This window comes from Labilibaculum sp., assembly GCF_963664555.1.
In the GTDB taxonomy this organism is placed as follows: Bacteria; Bacteroidota; Bacteroidia; order Bacteroidales; family Marinifilaceae; genus Labilibaculum.
Genome location: NZ_OY761461.1, coordinates 2,938,795 through 2,954,409, shown reverse-complemented (window position 1 = coordinate 2,954,409; position 15,615 = coordinate 2,938,795). Strand labels below are relative to the sequence as shown.

The 15,615-nt window shown below is 36.9% G+C and carries 13 protein-coding genes; 6 read left to right on the top strand and 7 right to left on the bottom strand.

Annotation, left to right across the window (positions count from 1 at the left end):
- Window positions 1-20: 20 nt before the first annotated feature.
- The 4 genes from ACKU4N_RS11825 to ACKU4N_RS11810 all read right to left on the bottom strand — a co-directional run bounded on the left by ACKU4N_RS11825 (window position 21) and on the right by ACKU4N_RS11810 (window position 3,466).
- Entirely contained in the window at window positions 21-1,016 is a 996-nt protein-coding gene (locus ACKU4N_RS11825; RefSeq protein ID WP_321316526.1) for a succinylglutamate desuccinylase/aspartoacylase family protein, read from the bottom strand.
- Window positions 1,006-1,881 carry a 30S ribosomal protein S6--L-glutamate ligase gene (gene rimK / locus ACKU4N_RS11820; protein ID WP_321316525.1) on the bottom strand — a complete coding sequence of 292 codons (876 nt, stop codon included), beginning with the start codon at window positions 1,879-1,881 and terminating at the stop codon, window positions 1,006-1,008. Before rimK ends, ACKU4N_RS11825 begins: the two co-directional genes overlap by 11 nt.
- Before the next feature lie 28 nt (window positions 1,882-1,909).
- Complete coding sequence (locus ACKU4N_RS11815; protein WP_321316524.1) at window positions 1,910-2,362, bottom strand: ATP-dependent zinc protease family protein; 453 nt, start codon at window positions 2,360-2,362, stop codon at window positions 1,910-1,912.
- Between the two features lie 267 nt (window positions 2,363-2,629).
- Window positions 2,630-3,466 (bottom strand): mechanosensitive ion channel family protein, encoded by an 837-nt coding sequence (locus tag ACKU4N_RS11810; protein ID WP_321316523.1) that lies wholly within the window; start codon window positions 3,464-3,466, stop codon window positions 2,630-2,632.
- Between the two features lie 323 nt (window positions 3,467-3,789).
- Here ACKU4N_RS11810 and ACKU4N_RS11805 point away from each other — a divergent pair, with 323 nt between their 5' ends.
- The 3 genes from ACKU4N_RS11805 to ACKU4N_RS11795 all read left to right on the top strand — a co-directional run bounded on the left by ACKU4N_RS11805 (window position 3,790) and on the right by ACKU4N_RS11795 (window position 9,155).
- Window positions 3,790-5,151, top strand: coding sequence for an MATE family efflux transporter (locus tag ACKU4N_RS11805; protein ID WP_321316522.1), 1,362 nt, complete (start codon window positions 3,790-3,792; stop codon window positions 5,149-5,151).
- A 147-nt stretch (window positions 5,152-5,298) separates the two neighbouring features.
- Complete coding sequence (locus tag ACKU4N_RS11800; RefSeq protein WP_321316521.1) at window positions 5,299-7,914, top strand: T9SS type A sorting domain-containing protein; 2,616 nt, start codon at window positions 5,299-5,301, stop codon at window positions 7,912-7,914.
- Between the two features lie 113 nt (window positions 7,915-8,027).
- Window positions 8,028-9,155, top strand: coding sequence for a lactonase family protein (locus ACKU4N_RS11795; protein WP_321316520.1), 1,128 nt, complete (start codon window positions 8,028-8,030; stop codon window positions 9,153-9,155).
- 7 nt (window positions 9,156-9,162) lie between these two features.
- Here ACKU4N_RS11795 and ACKU4N_RS11790 read toward each other — a convergent pair whose 3' ends face one another.
- The 3 genes from ACKU4N_RS11790 to ACKU4N_RS11780 all read right to left on the bottom strand — a co-directional run bounded on the left by ACKU4N_RS11790 (window position 9,163) and on the right by ACKU4N_RS11780 (window position 11,538).
- The gene (locus tag ACKU4N_RS11790) at window positions 9,163-9,474 is read right to left on the bottom strand and encodes an ASCH domain-containing protein (RefSeq protein WP_321316519.1); all 312 of its coding nucleotides are present in this window, start codon (window positions 9,472-9,474) and stop codon (window positions 9,163-9,165) included.
- A gap of 52 nt (window positions 9,475-9,526) precedes the next feature.
- Complete coding sequence (locus tag ACKU4N_RS11785; protein ID WP_321316518.1) at window positions 9,527-9,958, bottom strand: NUDIX hydrolase; 432 nt, start codon at window positions 9,956-9,958, stop codon at window positions 9,527-9,529.
- A gap of 134 nt (window positions 9,959-10,092) precedes the next feature.
- Window positions 10,093-11,538: an SDR family oxidoreductase gene (locus tag ACKU4N_RS11780; RefSeq protein WP_321316517.1), complete on the bottom strand. Its 1,446-nt coding sequence runs from the start codon at window positions 11,536-11,538 to the stop codon at window positions 10,093-10,095.
- A gap of 127 nt (window positions 11,539-11,665) precedes the next feature.
- Between ACKU4N_RS11780 and ACKU4N_RS11775 the strand changes: the two genes are divergently transcribed.
- From ACKU4N_RS11775 to xylA, 3 genes are all read left to right on the top strand, one after another.
- Complete coding sequence (locus ACKU4N_RS11775) at window positions 11,666-12,661, top strand: GntR family transcriptional regulator (protein ID WP_321316516.1); 996 nt, start codon at window positions 11,666-11,668, stop codon at window positions 12,659-12,661.
- 87 nt (window positions 12,662-12,748) lie between these two features.
- Entirely contained in the window at window positions 12,749-14,230 is a 1,482-nt protein-coding gene (locus ACKU4N_RS11770; RefSeq protein ID WP_321316515.1) for a xylulokinase, read from the top strand.
- Window positions 14,231-14,277: 47 nt separating this feature from the next.
- Window positions 14,278-15,603, top strand: a complete 1,326-nt coding sequence (gene xylA, locus ACKU4N_RS11765) for a xylose isomerase (protein WP_321316514.1) — start codon at window positions 14,278-14,280, stop codon at window positions 15,601-15,603.
- Window positions 15,604-15,615: the final 12 nt, after the last annotated feature.

Sequence of the window (15,615 nt, the reverse complement as noted above, 5' to 3'; positions counted from 1 at the left end):
AGAGATTAGTAAAGTGCATTTTATTCTACCAAATAGTCTGAAGAAGTAAGATCTGTACTCAATTTATCTGTTTCAATACTAACGTGAAACAGAGCATCTCCTTTGTGCACCATAGGTGCAGTATTTACACAAAACACATAACAATCAAACGGAGCAATTACTTTTTTTTCATATCCTCCGTAAGGATCCGTTATTTCACCTAAAATTTGTTTTTTAACGACCCAACTTCCATTTGCAACCCGCAATTGAAACATACCTGAATTGGAAGCCCTTAACCATTGAGCCTTAGGAATCACAATTGGTGTTTGTTTTAATTGCAAATCTCCATTCTGCAATCCTAAATATTTCATTACGTTTACTGCGCCTTCAACACCGCAACTAATAACATCTTCATCCAAGTCATTTGATTTTCCTCCTTCAAATAATAGAATTGTTTTTCCCAAATTGCGAATAGTATCGCGAACAGATTTGGAAATGTAATCAGAATTCAAAATAAATGGAGCATTAAAAATTTGAGCAAGCTTTAATGATTCTTTTTCCTTAATAACACATCGAATTTGAGGGGAATTTGACCTGTCAGCGCCACCTGAATGAAAATCGATCACATAATCTACTTTTGGTGCAATTTCTTTTGTAAAGCGATACGCAAATTGACTGGCAAGTGATCCATTTAAAAAACCCGGGAACATTCTGTTCAAATCTCTGCCGTCAGGAAATTCTCTTCGGAGATTTAGGAAACCAAATACGTTAAAAACGGGGATGCAGATAATCATTCCCCTTTTTGGCTTGTTGTATCTTTTTCGAATGATATTTCGAACAATGGCAACTCCATTAACTTCATCTCCGTGCACGCCACCCATTAAAAGCAAGGTAGGGCCATCCTTTTTCGCACGCTCTACAATTACAGGTACCTTAATCGTATTTCGGGTGTGCAATTTCGCAACTTCCAATTCTAAGAAGGCACGCTCGCCTTTCTGAATTTCTTTGCCTAGTATAGTATACTTATCAATCAACATTCCTTTCAATGAATCTAATTATTTGTTTTGCGATGTCCTTTTTGGTTGCAACTTCGATACCTTCTAAACCTGGTGATGAATTTACCTCCAAAACTAAAGGTCCGTTTGCTGATTGGAGCATGTCCACACCAGCAATACCTAATCCCATTGCTTTTGCTGCTTTGATTGCAGTATTTTCCTCTTCATCAGTCAATTCAATAATTGTTGCAGATCCTCCCCTGTGAAGGTTAGATCGAAATTCACCTTTAATTGCTTGTCGTTTCATAGCTCCAACCACTCTTCCGTCAACAACAAAAGCTCTTATGTCAGCGCCTTTAGATTCTTTGATAAACTCCTGAGCAATCACACGCGCTTTTAGCCCATTAAATGCTTCGATAACTGAAGTGGCAGCGTTTTGAGTTTCCGCTAAAACAACACCTAAACCTTGCGTTCCTTCCAGTAGTTTAAGAACCAGTGGAGTTCCTCCAACTGATTGAATTACATGATTAACATCTTTTGTGTAGTTCGTAAAAACGGTGCGGGGTAAACCTACTCCGGCACGTGAAAGAACCTGTAAGCTTCTTAATTTATCCCGGGATTTTATCAATGCTTCAGAACCAACAGCGGTAAATGTTTTCATCATTTCAAATTGGCGGACTACTGTTGATCCGTAAAAGGTAACAGAAGCTCCAATTCGTGGAATTATAGCGTCAACATCCTGCAGGTATGCACCATCATAGAAGATTTTTGGTCTTTTTTTCTCAATTTCAATAATGCATTTTAAATGATCCACAACAAGTACCTCATGTCCTCTCTTTTCTGCTGCTTCAACTAATCTTTTTGTAGAATATAATTTAGGATTTCTTGATAAAATAACAATTTTCATAATAAGTAATTAACATTTATTGGATGGACTATAATTCTTTATTGCTGTTTTTTTGCTTCAATTTGAAAGAAATATTGCGTTTTGAAGTATCAACAATAAATTTTCCATTTAAAAGTTTTCTTCCGATCAGTATCGGATATTTCATTTCACTTCGCTCGCTTAAGGAAAGTTCAATTAAGAATTCCTTATCGAATAATATAATGATTGTTTCAATTACAAAACGGGTTTCTGATTTGCCGAAAGAATTTTTAACTCTTTTTCTTTTGTAATTTTTAACTGTAAATTCTTTTTCATTATAATCTGGATGTGATGGATCCAAAAGTCTAAATTTTAGATGTGTTTCATCACCGAACTGATACTCCTCAATTTGATGGCAATGAATTGAAGACGTATATGCTCCGGTATCAACTTTTAAATCAATATTTGATAAATGCAGGTCTGGAAAATCAGCTCTGTCAATTTTCCCAATGATTATTTTCATGCAATTGTGATTTCATTATTTTTCTTGTAGGGAAGTATCTTAAAATTTTCTAATGTAGGAAAATTAATTTTAAATGCCTTTCTCCCTGAATTTAACTTTGATATCTCCCCATTCCAATTTGTAATTGATACGAAGCAGTCGTAAAATTATTTCCCGAAAGGTGAGAAACGAACTTGTTTTTTATGATTTTTGCACCTTAACCTAAAGCTATTTATACTTTTAATACAAGAAAAATAATAAAAACAGCAAAATGGGTGTGATTTGCAATTAGATTTCCTTTTTCAGATTTACATCTAATTGATTGAAAGGGATAATTATATTTTTTTCAGTAAATTTCTTATTTATAATTAAACGAATATCACTTTTCACCTTGCCTATTCTAAAGATGTTTTTGCTGAAAAATAACAATTCAAAATCCAATGAAGAGGCACCAAAATTTACAAGTCGGGCTTCAATAGATTGTCTTTCGTAAATATCGGGATGTTCAAAAGCACTTTCTTCTAACGTTTTTAATATTAGGTCAACATCCGAACCATAGGCTACCCCTACAGGAATTCGGAATCGGGTTTTTTTAGATTGATGACTCCAATTAATCACTTTGTTTGTAGTAATTAGTGAGTTAGGTATAATAACCGAAATTTCATCTCTGTCTAAACCTTTTGAGGTTCGTAATCCAATGCTCTGAATTTTAATTATGTCTCCGTCTATTTCCAATACATCGTCAATTTTGATTGATCGCTCGGAAAGGAGAATAATCCCCGAAATAATATCATTAAAAGTTTGCTGCAAACCTAAACCAACACCAACCAATAAAGCAGCAGAACCAGCAATAAGTACCGTTACTTTTATGTTTAGGGCTTCAAGCATTAGACCGATTGCAATTACCCAAACTACATATTTTATGATCTGGTAAAGAGCATAAGTGTTGCCAGCATCTGTTTTCACAAATTTATGCTTGCGAAACAGAGTTTTCTTGATTAAATAAAGAGATACTTTAGTTAGTATATAAATAAGCAAAATACTAACTAAAGAGAAGACTCTGATTTTATGATTGTCAATACTTACAAGTTCAAATTTTAATATTTCAGTAACTGTTTCTAACATCTTGGATCTTATTCTTAAATGCAATTTTTAAAAGACCTTAATTTCGTAAATAATTTCCGCAAAAGAACTATTATTTTTTTTATAATCTGCAAAAGTTTCATGAATATTAATAATAAATAAATATTGCACTTGTAATGAAACCGAAAAATCAAAGACGAATTAATTTGAGAATAGGAAGAATTACAAATTGATTATGGATAGCATGCCATTTGTTGTTGCTTTACCCTTCAATAACTTGTATTTACCGATTTTTATACTTTTTTAATAGATAAAATTGAATACAGATGGTCATTAATTGATACTTTTGTGTCACAAGTGAATTTATGGATAAGAATAGTAAGAATGTTCAGGAGTTGGAGAGTGCAAGCATCAAAAGCTTGCTTTGGAGGTATTTCTTACCAGCTTTTACAGGGGTAGTTATTAACTCATTGTACAATGTTGTCGACCGGATTTTTATTGGCCAAGGTGTTGGTGCAATTGCTTTATCGGGTCTAAGTGCGGTGTTTCCGATCATGTTAATAATGATGGCATTTGGAATGCTGATAGGAATTGGTGCAGGAGTCAGGATTTCGATTAATCTGGGAAAGAAAGATTTTGGCAGAGCCGAATGGGTCTTGGGAAATTCATTTGTTCTCATGATCATCGTTTCTCTTATTATTACCATTATTGGATTTTTAATAAAGGATCCACTGCTTAGGATGTTTGGAGTGGGCGATGATACGATGTCGGTAGCCAATGAATATCTAAACATCATTCTTTACGGAGCCATTTTTAGTGTTGTTGGTTTTTCTCTTAACAATTTGATCCGTTCCGAAGGAAACGCAAAAATAGCGATGTATTCAATGCTCATTAGCGCAGGAACAAACATCATTCTCGATCCGATATTTATTTTTGTTTTGGACATGGGAGTTGCAGGCGCAGCTTATGCTACAATCATCTCACAATTCATTTTATGCATATGGGTTATTAGTCATTTCAGAAGTGAAAAATCCATAATAAAATTGCGGTTTTCAAATTTTAAATTGAATAGGGAGATTGTTTTTTACATTTTAACCATAGGTTTTGCACCATTTTCTATGCAATTGGCAGGAAGTTTTGTTCAAGCGTTGTTCAACGTTCAGTTGGTAGCTTACAGTAACGATATCGCCATAGCTGCAATGGGTGTAATTAACTCAGTTGCCATGCTTATTGTAATGACTGTTGTGGCTCTAAATATGGCGGCCCAACCTATTTTCGGGTTCAATTATGGGGCACAAAATTACGCAAGGGTTAAAGAATGTTTGATATTGTGCATGAAAGCAGCTACCGGAATTGTAATTTTTGGCTTTCTGGGTGTACAGTTATTTCCTGAATTAATTGTGCGGGCTTTCAATAATTCCAGTGCCGAGTTACTGGATATGGGTTCTTACGGCTTACGGATTATTCTGATCGCATTACCAGTAGTTGGTTTTCAAGTGGTTGTTGGAAATTATTTTCAGTCTATCGGAAAAGCAGGCATTTCGGCTATGCTCACATTGATGCGTCAGGTTATTTTATTGATACCAATTCTTTTTATTCTTCCTACTTTTCTTGGATTGGATGGTGTTTGGTTTGCCGGTCCCATATCCGATGTTGGTTCAGCGGTTATAGCAAGTATATTTTTAGTAAGAGAATTACGGAAGCTAAATCAGAAAATTGCAATTTAGTTGAATTTGTTTTTGCAAGCTTGTTTTTTCATCAGGCTTATAAAATGCAAAAGTTTGCGATTCTAAATAAGTCTCCGATGTATCTTTTTTAGATTTCGATTCCCCGATTTTTTGTAATTTGATGTTTGTATTAAACTGACGGGATCAATGAGGGGCTTCAGGACAATCATATTATTTCTATTTCTTATCCAATCTTATTATCAGGCTTATTCGCAGGTAAATGCGAACAGACCAAGAGTAGAATTGGGGAAGGAAAGATTCGATTGGTTAAAGTCGAATATTTCGGGCGGAGATTGCGGCAGTACCTACAATACATTTATAAATAGCTACAACAATAATTGGATTACAGATCCTAATCATTATTTGGCAGGCTCAAATTCAGATCAGTGGACTTACGACTGGACGGATGGTGATTCCTTCATGTTATCTAAAATGACTGCCTTTTTATTGCAGTTAGGGACGGACAATTTGGCTCAGTCAAGATGTGAATTTATGATTGAGAAATACATTACTTACATCGATGGAATTAATTTCGACAATTATTCAGGAGATACTCAAGAGAATTTACTGCGTGAAAATTGTGAGTTTGGTGCTATTCTTCTCGATTGGACTTACGATTATATTCTTGTAACGCAGCGTCAGAATTTATCCGTTTCCTTCTATCGGGTTATAGAGTATTTCATGAACAACTATATTTTAACAGGTTCAGGAAATAGTTATGTAAGCAGTCACAACATAAACAATTGTATCATGACAATGCGTGCAGCCATTGCACTGCATGGAGCCGATGGCCTTTCTTCTACGCAATTGTCTCAGGTTAATTCATGGTATCAAACTTTGCTTGGAAAGTGGGAAAATGGCATTCTTCCTGCTTTTGCTCACTTTCGTGATGATGATGGCGGATGGAATTGGGGTGCAGCCTACGGAATGATAAATTTACCCAATCAATACCAGTTCTTCGACGATATGAAGTACGGAACAGATCGGGACTATTATCAAACTCAGCCTTGGATTCGTGAGTCGGTCAATCAGTATTGGTATTTTTTTCGTCCGAACAATTATTGCATTCACTTGGGTGATGCCATTGTAAAATTGGATCAGGCAAATCGTGCGATGTATCGTCATGCAGCAGAATATCAGGAAGCCCGAAGTCAGTATCTGGTTCAGGTTTTCAATCAATCACAATATCTAAACAATACAATCTTGGTTTTTATTAAACTGATGTATAAGGATTTTACGGCTTCTTACGTTCCGCATCCTCAGCTGCCACTTAATTATTGGGCCGATAAATCCGGTTTATCGGTGAGTCGTACTTCCTGGAACGAGGATGCGGCAATGCTATGGTTTTACAATGCTCCTGCTAAACGTGCCGATCATGAACACCGTGATAATAACACATTTACAATTGTAAAAGATAAACCTTTGATTTTAGATGCCGGGTTTTACGATTCGTTTGGCACTTCTCATTATAATAATTACTACACGCGAACCATAGCGCACAATTCCATTTGTGTTTACGATGGAACAGAAAATTATCAAAACTTTGGGCGAAATGTTTCCAATGACGGAGGACAAATAGAATCGGATAGATTGGAAAATTTAGATGATGTTTTTTCTTCTCAGCACAGAAGAGGAAAATGGATTCGTTATGTTTCAGGTGTCGATTTTTCTTATCAGGTGGCTGATGCAGCAGATTCTTACCAGACGAATAAACTGGATCGATTTGAGCGTCGATTGCTCTATCACAAACCCGATCACGTGATTATTTTGGATCATGTTCACTTGCTGAATACCAGTTCGAAAGTACGAAAAGCCAAGTACATCAATCACTTTGTAAACAGACCGGATATCAGCGGAGACGTTACGAATACACAGGTTTCGAATCATATTATTACTTATAACGGGAAGGATTACAAAACGACTAATGGCAAGGGGAGTGTTGCGGTTCGAACCTTATTGCCGGCAGTTAGTGCAACAACTTTAATAGGTGGCAGCGGTTATGAATATTGGGTGGATGGAACCAATTATCCGCCAAACCGAAGTGTGGATTTGGGTGACGAACACCCTGGATTCTGGCGAATTGAAGTGGAACCAATTGTCGTGAAGGAAAATACCGTTTTTTTGCATACGATTAAGATTGGTGACAATTTAAATCAGGCAGTTGCAGGTGGAAAACTTTATTCTAACGAAAGTACCATTGGCGTTGACTGGGAGAATCATTTGTATTTGTTCCAGGCGCAGGGAGATACGGCATCAGTGTCTTATTCTGTTCAAGACATTGCTGGTAATCGGGCCATTAAAATATTTGCTCTCGATTTGAAAAGTAAAACATCTTTTGGGGTTTTTGTAGATGATGTTTTAGAGCGGTCAGGAGATTCAAATTCGGATGGAATTCTTCAGCTTACAGTTGATTTGCCAGGTGGAAATCATACAATCTTGGTACGTGATACTCTTGCCGCAGATCCCAATCCGGGTACCGATCCTGATCCCGACCCAACACCCGAAGAGCCGGGAGAAGAAGATTTGGGCGCAGTGAAAGTTTTTCCCAATCCCAATAAGGGAGAATTCACGATTGTGATTGAAGACGATACGGTAACAGAGTTTCAAGTGGATATCTACGATTCAGAGGGGCGGAAGCTTTCTCGGTACCAAGAGTCGGGCAACCGAACAGATATGGATTTGAGTAGTTTAACGGCTGGAATCTATTTTTTAGTCATTCATTTTTTGGATAGAATGGTGAAGAAGAAGATTGTAGTGATTTAAAATATTTCGAACCTCTGAAATGGCTTCAACAAAAAAACCAAATGTTTCTTTCTTCCATTTTTCTCTCTAATTACGATATTTCCTTATCTTTAAGCCTCTCAAAAATCACATTCATGATCAAACGAAATATTATACTAATTGCTTCAATTTTGATGATTGCAGCTTGTCAAAACTCTAAATCCAAATCTTCTGTGAATCAAAATACATACTCCTTCTTTCTGGGAACCTACACCGATGGTGATTCCAAAGGAATTTACAAGTTGAAAATGGAAGCAGATGGTCATTTAAAAATGATTGGTTTGGTTGCTGAAACAGCCAATCCTTCTTTTTTGACTTTTGCCAACAATCAAAGAACTCTTTTGGCAATTAACGAGATCAGTCTGGATAATAATATGGGAACCGTTGAATCCTATCAGGTTAAAGACTCGTTGAAGTTGATTGGTAGAAAATCAAGTGGGGGAGCGCATCCCTGTTTTGTTACGGCAAATGATGCAGGAATTGTATTAGCGGCGAACTACACAGGAGGTAATATTGGATACTTAAAAGTTGATGAGAACGGAGAATTGTCTGATCTATTGAGTGTGCAGCAACACACAGGTTCCGGAACGCTTGCAAATCGTCAGGATCAGCCACATGCGCATAGTGTTTGGTTTCAACCCAATTCCAATCATATCATTGCGGTCGATTTGGGAACCAACGAATTGTGGATTTCGAGCATCGATTCTGCCAGCAATCAATTTGTGCCGGCAAATCAGGCAAAAGTTTCTTTGGTTGACGGGGCAGGACCAAGGCATTTGGCTTTTCACCCCAACGGAAAAATATTTTATGTGATTAATGAGCTTGACAATACAATTACTGGTTTTTCAATTTCAGATAGTCAAGAAATTAGTATGATTTCGAATGTCAGTACTTTGCCGGCCAACTTTGAGGGAGTAAGCAATACTGCCGATATACATATTTCAAAGGACGGTAAATTTTTATACGGATCGAACCGGGGGCACAACAGCATTGTTATTTTCGAAGTACAGGAAAACGGAGCTTTGAAATTGGTTGGACATGAATCAACACGAGGCGATCATCCCCGTAATTTCAGTTTATCGCCCGACGATAAATTTTTGCTGGTTGCCAACAAAAACACCAACAATATTGTGAGTTTTAAAAGAGATTCTGTAACCGGCATGCTAACTTTCATCGATGAAATAAAAGCGCCCAGTCCGGTTTGCATTCTTTTTGAAAAGTAGGATTGGGTTATTCTTGTACAGATTGAAATTCAATCAGTAGAAGCAAGTCTGTTTTTTTTAGATCAGGGTAAAAGGTAAGTAAAGCATACCAAAGTTCATCTTTCGATTTGAACCCATCTTTGTGAACCTCTTCCAAACTCATTTCTTCAAAATTCTTGTACGAAACAGCGGTTATTTCAATGGGAATTGATTTACCATGATCAAAAATCGCTGTTCCAGCTCCTAATTCCGGACAGGGTTCATCGAACCGTGCTGTTTGTGTTTTACTTCCCTTAAGAACAGGAATGTAAAAATCTTCGTGAAAATGAATTTGAGACATGGCTTTTACTATTGTAGTTTCTGTAAATCAAATAATTGTTTAATGAAAGTATCTAGATCTTATTCGAAAACTCTTTTACTTTCTCAAAAACTAAGTTTTGAATATCAGGATAGGTCAGTTCTTTGGGTAAATTTCTGAAAAGTTTGATTTCAGCAATTTCCATTTCGGGTAATTTACCTAATTGTTGTATAATAGCAAAGAAGATTCTACCATATTTGATTTCTCCCTGCCATTCGCAGGAATAATCGCAAACTGTACGTAAGCTAAAATGAGTTGCACCTGTTTCCTCATACAATTCTCTGCGGGCAGCCATTAAGGCCGATTCATCTTTTTCGATATGTCCGGCAGGCAATTCCCAGGTTTCCCGCAAGCGATGACGAACAAACACCCAATTATTTTGATATTGAGAACAAACGATGGAATACTTCAATTTTTCCGATGCAATGCTAAATGGATTGTGAAATTCTACAATTGGATTATTCATGTGTGTGTTAAACTGAAAGATTGTTGTTTACTTAAATGATTAAAAACAAAGAGGAGACTGTTTTCATGGGCGTGAGATTTGAAAAAGATAATCCCAATCCCAGTTATTTTTTTTCATGTGATATTCTTTATGAGTTATTTCTTTTGGTAATTAATAATCCCCTTTACCATTCCCCTAAAAATAAAAAGATGAAATGGATAACTTAAAATCCAATACAATCGTCCCATAATTCCTTTGGGGCGAAATGTAGCTTTTTGAGAGATGAAATTTTCATTGTTTTTACTGTGAATTGTGAATTCGAGCCAGGCTTCACCCGGTAAAACCATTTCGGCATACAACAATAGTCTTCCGCCTTCTTTATCGGCAAGAAGTACCCGCCAAAAGTCAAGAGAATCTCCCATTTCTATTTCAGTCGGATGTCTGCGCCCTCTGTTCAAACCAACACCACCAAAAAGTTTGTCGAGCACGCCACGTAAATGCCAAAGCCAATTTCCGTAATACCAACCTCTGTCGCCGCCTAAAGCCCAAACATTCTCAATTACCTGTTCCGGATTATTGGTAAATTTATAACGTTTATTATCGGTATAACATCCAAAATCAGGAGGTTCAACATACTTCATTTTTTCATTGGGCAGAATACCGCTGCTCAAAGCATCTGTCCATGAAGAGATGACCATTTGCTGTTTTATTTTTCCGGTTGCCCGCTCTATGGCCTCTTTGTAAGGCATTAAATTAATTTTCAGTATTGAGGCCAAATTATTCGGACGGCAAATCACTTCAATTTTCATGCTGTCGACTAGGTTTAAGGCCAGATTATAAGAAGTTGAAGTGATAAAATACAGCCAATAAGAAGATAGGCGCGGAGTCATTACCGGAAGGGTGGTAATGATTCTTGGCAGCTTTCTAACTTCGGCATATTGCTGCAGCATTTCTTTATAGCTCAACACCTCGGGTCCGCCAATGTCAAAAGTTTGGTTAAGGCAATCTTCGTGACAGACAACTTTGGTTAAGAAATCAATAACGTTTCGGATTGCAATGGGTTGACATTTTGTGAGTAACCATCTGGGTGCTATCATAATGGCAAGTTTTTCAACCAAATCCCGAATAATCTCGAATGACGCACTTCCAGAGCCTACAATAATTCCAGCACGCAAAATGGTATGGTAACTTCTGCTTTTTTTCAGGATCTCTTCTACTTGTTTCCTTGATTCCAGGTGTTTCGAAAGCACTTCTACATTGGCAATTCCACTCAAATAGATAATTTGCCGGTTTTGTGTTTTGTCGAGGTATTGTACAAAGTTTCGGGCACATATTTGCTCCAATTCTTCAAACCCATCTGTACTGTGAAGCATAGAGTGAATTAAATAATAACTTACCTCAATATCCACTGGTAGTTTGCTTAAAGATTGTAGATCCAATAAATCGGCTTCGAAGACTTCCAAATTGGGATGATCAATTTCTTGTGGTGAGAAGCGTTCTTTGTTACGTACACAACAAACTACAGTATGCCCTTGTTCCAGTAGAACGGGTAGTAATCGTTTTCCTATGTAACCGTTGGCTCCTGTAAGTAGTATTTTCATTGACAAATAAATTTGATCGAATTAGAAATATCAATTTACTAAATAAAAAGCTCAGTTTTTACCGATTAAAAATTTATTTATACATTTGAGCCATAACAGAACAGGACACTTGTAATAAATAACGCTTATGAAGGCATTCCAATTTACTCCGGATAGTAACTCTCCAATACCGAAATTCCAACAATTAATTCAAGCCTTTCAGGATGCGATCAGTCAAAAAATATTCGTACCTGGAGATGTGTTACCTTCAGTAAATGAGATGTGCAGGGAGTGTTCTTTATCCCGGGATACGGTATTTAAAGCGTATTTAGAATTAAAGAAAAGGAATGTGATTGAATCCGTTCCCAATAAAGGATATTTTGTTTCAGGTGAGATCACCAGAGTGTTTTTGTTTTTGGATACTTTCAAAGCTTACAAGGAGGTTTTATACGATAGTTTTAGAAAAAAATTAGCAGATAATGTAATTGTGGATCTTCATTTTCATCATTACAATATTGATGTGTTTCAGTCTCAAATTCGTGAGAGTGTAGGTAAGTACAGCAAATACATTATCATGAATTTTGATCATCCCAAAGTGGCAGCTTGTTTAAAGCAGTTGGATCCAAAAAATGTAATGATAATTGACTGGAATATTAATGCGGATGACCAACATTCTCAGATCTTTCAGGATTTTGGGGAGTCTGTTCTTGCTTCCCTGCAATCTGGTTTGGGGGAGATCAGGAAATACAAAGAGTTCTGTATGATTTACCCGGATTATACTTATCATCCCTACGACACCGTTGAGTTTTTTCTACGTTTTTGTAAACAAAACAAGATAAAACATTCCATTTATACCGATGCAGATTCCATTGAAGTGAAAAAAGGTGCTGCATATCTTTCTGTAAGCGATCGGGCAATGGTTAAAATCCTGGATAAAGCCCGAGACAAAAATCTTGAATTTGGCCGGGATATTGGGCTTATTTCCTTTAATGAAACACCAATGAAAAAGTATATCGACAAAGGAATTACTGTAATATCAACAGATTTTAATTTGATGGGCAGGAAAGTTGCAGAGTTTGTAACTACCTCCGAAAGAGTTTATTATTGTGTTCCTACTCAGCTCGTAATGAGAAAATCTTTATAGTTTTTTGAAAGATGTTTTTTTATTTAAAAAACATTTCTAAATTTGCATCAGAACAGAACAGGGCAGAATGGATTTAAAGAATAGAAAATGTATTTATTAGGTTTAGATATAGGAAGTTCATCAGTTAAAGCATCTTTATTGGATGCTGAGAGCAGCAAATGTTTGGCTGCTGATTTTTTCCCAAAAAAGGAAATGCAAATTACGGCACATGAAATAGGTTGGGCCGAGCAAGATCCTATAATGTGGTGGAGTAATTTAAAGCTGGCCATTAAAAGTGTAATGCAGACTGCTAATGTGGATAAAGAAATGGTTAAAGCCATTGGTATTTCTTATCAGATGCATGGTTTGGTTTGTGTTGATAAAGATTTGAAGCCAGTTCGTTCTTCCATTATTTGGTGTGATAGCAGAGCCGTTGAAATCGGCGATAAAGCTTTTGCAAGTATTGGAAAAGACAAATGTCTTTCGCATTTACTAAATTCTCCTGGAAACTTCACAGCTAGTAAATTGGCTTGGGTAAAAGAGAATGAGCCTGAAATATTTGCGAAAATTTACAAAATAATGTTGCCCGGAGATTTTATTGCCATGCAGTTAACCGGAGAAACCTGCACCACTGTTTCAGGTTTGTCAGAAGGAATCTTCTGGGATTTTAAAAATAATTCAGTTTCGGAGGATGTGCTGAAGGCCTATGATCTATCGGCAGATGTATTGCCAAAAATTGTTGATACTTTCTCAAATCAGGGACAAGTGCTTCCTAAAATTGCTAAGGAATTAGGTTTTTCAAGCAGTGCGGTAGTTTCTTATCGTGCAGGTGATCAGCCAAATAATGCATTGTCCCTGAATGTGTTAAAACCAGGAGAAGTAGCAACTACAGCAGGAACTTCGGGTGTGGTTTATGGTGTTAGCGACGAGGTGAAGTTTGATCCTTATTCAAGAGTAAATTCATTTGCTCATGTAAACCATACCAAAGAAAACAATCGTCTTGGAATTTTGCTGTGCATTAATGGAACCGGAATTATGAATTCATGGTTAAATCATAATGTGGCGAAAGGATTGTCCTATGCTGAAATGAACGAAAAGGCCATGGAAATTCCTGTTGGATCGGATGGCATAACAATTCTGCCGTTTGGTAACGGTGCGGAGCGTGTTTTGAAGAATCTTGAAATAGGTGCTCAAATTTTGAATCTGAACTTGAACCGACATACCGATGCTCACATTTACAGAGCTGCGCAGGAAGGAATTGCATTTTCATTCTATTATGGAATGGAAGTAATGAAGGAAATCGGCGTACAGCCAAATGTAATTCGTGCCGGACATGCAAACATGTTTTTAAGTCCCTTGTTTCGGGAAACTTTAGCGACCGTATCGGGTGCAACCATTGAATTGTATGATACTGATGGTTCGTTGGGAGCCGCAAGAGGAGCCGGATTTGGTGCGGGCATTTATTCTTCGCTGGAAGAAGCATTTGCAGGATTGGAAAAAATCAGTACTATCAAGCCTGACGAAAACCTTCGTGAAGAAATGTTGAAGGCATATAATCGCTGGAACAAAGAATTGCAAAAGAATTTATAGTAAAAGATAGCTAATAAACAGATTGATAATTTAATAAGAAAAACATCATGACTATTCTAAAAGGAGACAAAGAGTATTTTCCTGGAATTGGTAAGATTGCTTACGAAGGACCAGAATCTAAAAATCCTATGGCATATAAGTGGTACGATGAGAACCGCGTTGTTGGAGGCAAAACAATGAAAGATCACTTGCGTTTTGCAGTGGCTTACTGGCATACTTTCTGCGGCGATGGCGGAGATCCATTCGGACCGGGAACTCAAAAATTTCCTTGGGGAAATGAAGCTGATGCAATTAGTGCTGCTAAATCGAAAATGGATGCTGCTTTTGAATTTATTACAAAATTAGGAGTGCCATTCTATTGTTTCCACGATACTGATGTTGTTGGTGATGGTACTGTTTTCGAGATTGAGAAGAGAATGACTACTATGGTTGACTATGCAAAACAAAAGCAAGCTGACTCAGGAGTTAAATTGTTGTGGGGAACAGCGAATGTATTTTCGAATGCCCGTTACATGAATGGAGCTTCTACCAATCCTGATTTTAATGTAATCGCTAATGCGGGTACTCAGGTTAAAAATGCATTGGATGCTACAATAGCTTTGGGTGGTACAGGTTATGTATTCTGGGGAGGTCGTGAAGGTTATATGTCTCTTTTCAATACCGATATGAAACAGGAATTGGATCATATGGCAAGATTCCTGACTATGGCCCGTGATTATGGTCGTAAGAATGGTTTCGAAGGAACTTTCCTTATTGAGCCTAAACCAATGGAGCCAATGAAACACCAGTACGATTTCGATACTGCAACTGTAATGGGTTTCTTAAACAAATATGGTTTGGCTGATGATTTCAAAATGAATATCGAAGTGAATCATGCTACTTTGGCTGGTCATACTTTCGAGCATGAATTACAAACTGCGGTTGATAACAACATGTTGGGAAGTATCGATGCAAACAAAGGTGATTACCAAAACGGATGGGATACTGATGAATTTCCAACAAGTATTTATGAAACTGTTGCAGCTATGCTGCCAATTCTTGAGAATGGCGGATTTACTCACGGAGGTATCAATTTTGATGCAAAAACCAGACGTAATTCAACAGACTTAGAAGATATTTTTATTTCGCACATTGGTGGAATGGATGTTTTTGCACGTGCTTTGGTGATTGCTGATAAAATCAGAACAGATTCTCCTTTCTTACAAATGAAAAAAGATCGTTACTCTTCTTTCGAATCAGGAAATGGAAAAGCGTTTGCTAATGGAGATCTTTCTTTAGAAGATCTTAGAAAGATTGCTAAAGAAGTTGGGGAACCAAAACAACTAAGCGGAAAACAAGAAATGTTGGAACAGTTAATTAACTGGTATATTTAATAAATCCTATAA

Bases quoted from the DNA above. Each gene is read 5' to 3' on its own strand.
- ACKU4N_RS11825 (WP_321316526.1), bottom strand. From the start codon at position 1,016: ATGTTGATTGATAAGTATACTATACTAGGCAAAGAAATTCAGAAAGGC.
- rimK (WP_321316525.1), bottom strand. From the start codon at position 1,881: ATGAAAATTGTTATTTTATCAAGAAATCCTAAATTATATTCTACAAAA.
- ACKU4N_RS11815 (WP_321316524.1), bottom strand. From the start codon at position 2,362: ATGAAAATAATCATTGGGAAAATTGACAGAGCTGATTTTCCAGACCTG.
- ACKU4N_RS11810 (WP_321316523.1), bottom strand. From the start codon at position 3,466: ATGTTAGAAACAGTTACTGAAATATTAAAATTTGAACTTGTAAGTATT.
- ACKU4N_RS11805 (WP_321316522.1), top strand. From the start codon at position 3,790: ATGGATAAGAATAGTAAGAATGTTCAGGAGTTGGAGAGTGCAAGCATC.
- ACKU4N_RS11800 (WP_321316521.1), top strand. From the start codon at position 5,299: ATGAGGGGCTTCAGGACAATCATATTATTTCTATTTCTTATCCAATCT.
- ACKU4N_RS11795 (WP_321316520.1), top strand. From the start codon at position 8,028: ATGATCAAACGAAATATTATACTAATTGCTTCAATTTTGATGATTGCA.
- ACKU4N_RS11790 (WP_321316519.1), bottom strand. From the start codon at position 9,474: ATGTCTCAAATTCATTTTCACGAAGATTTTTACATTCCTGTTCTTAAG.
- ACKU4N_RS11785 (WP_321316518.1), bottom strand. From the start codon at position 9,958: ATGAATAATCCAATTGTAGAATTTCACAATCCATTTAGCATTGCATCG.
- ACKU4N_RS11780 (WP_321316517.1), bottom strand. From the start codon at position 11,538: ATGAAAATACTACTTACAGGAGCCAACGGTTACATAGGAAAACGATTA.
- ACKU4N_RS11775 (WP_321316516.1), top strand. From the start codon at position 11,666: ATGAAGGCATTCCAATTTACTCCGGATAGTAACTCTCCAATACCGAAA.
- ACKU4N_RS11770 (WP_321316515.1), top strand. From the start codon at position 12,749: ATGTATTTATTAGGTTTAGATATAGGAAGTTCATCAGTTAAAGCATCT.
- xylA (WP_321316514.1), top strand. From the start codon at position 14,278: ATGACTATTCTAAAAGGAGACAAAGAGTATTTTCCTGGAATTGGTAAG.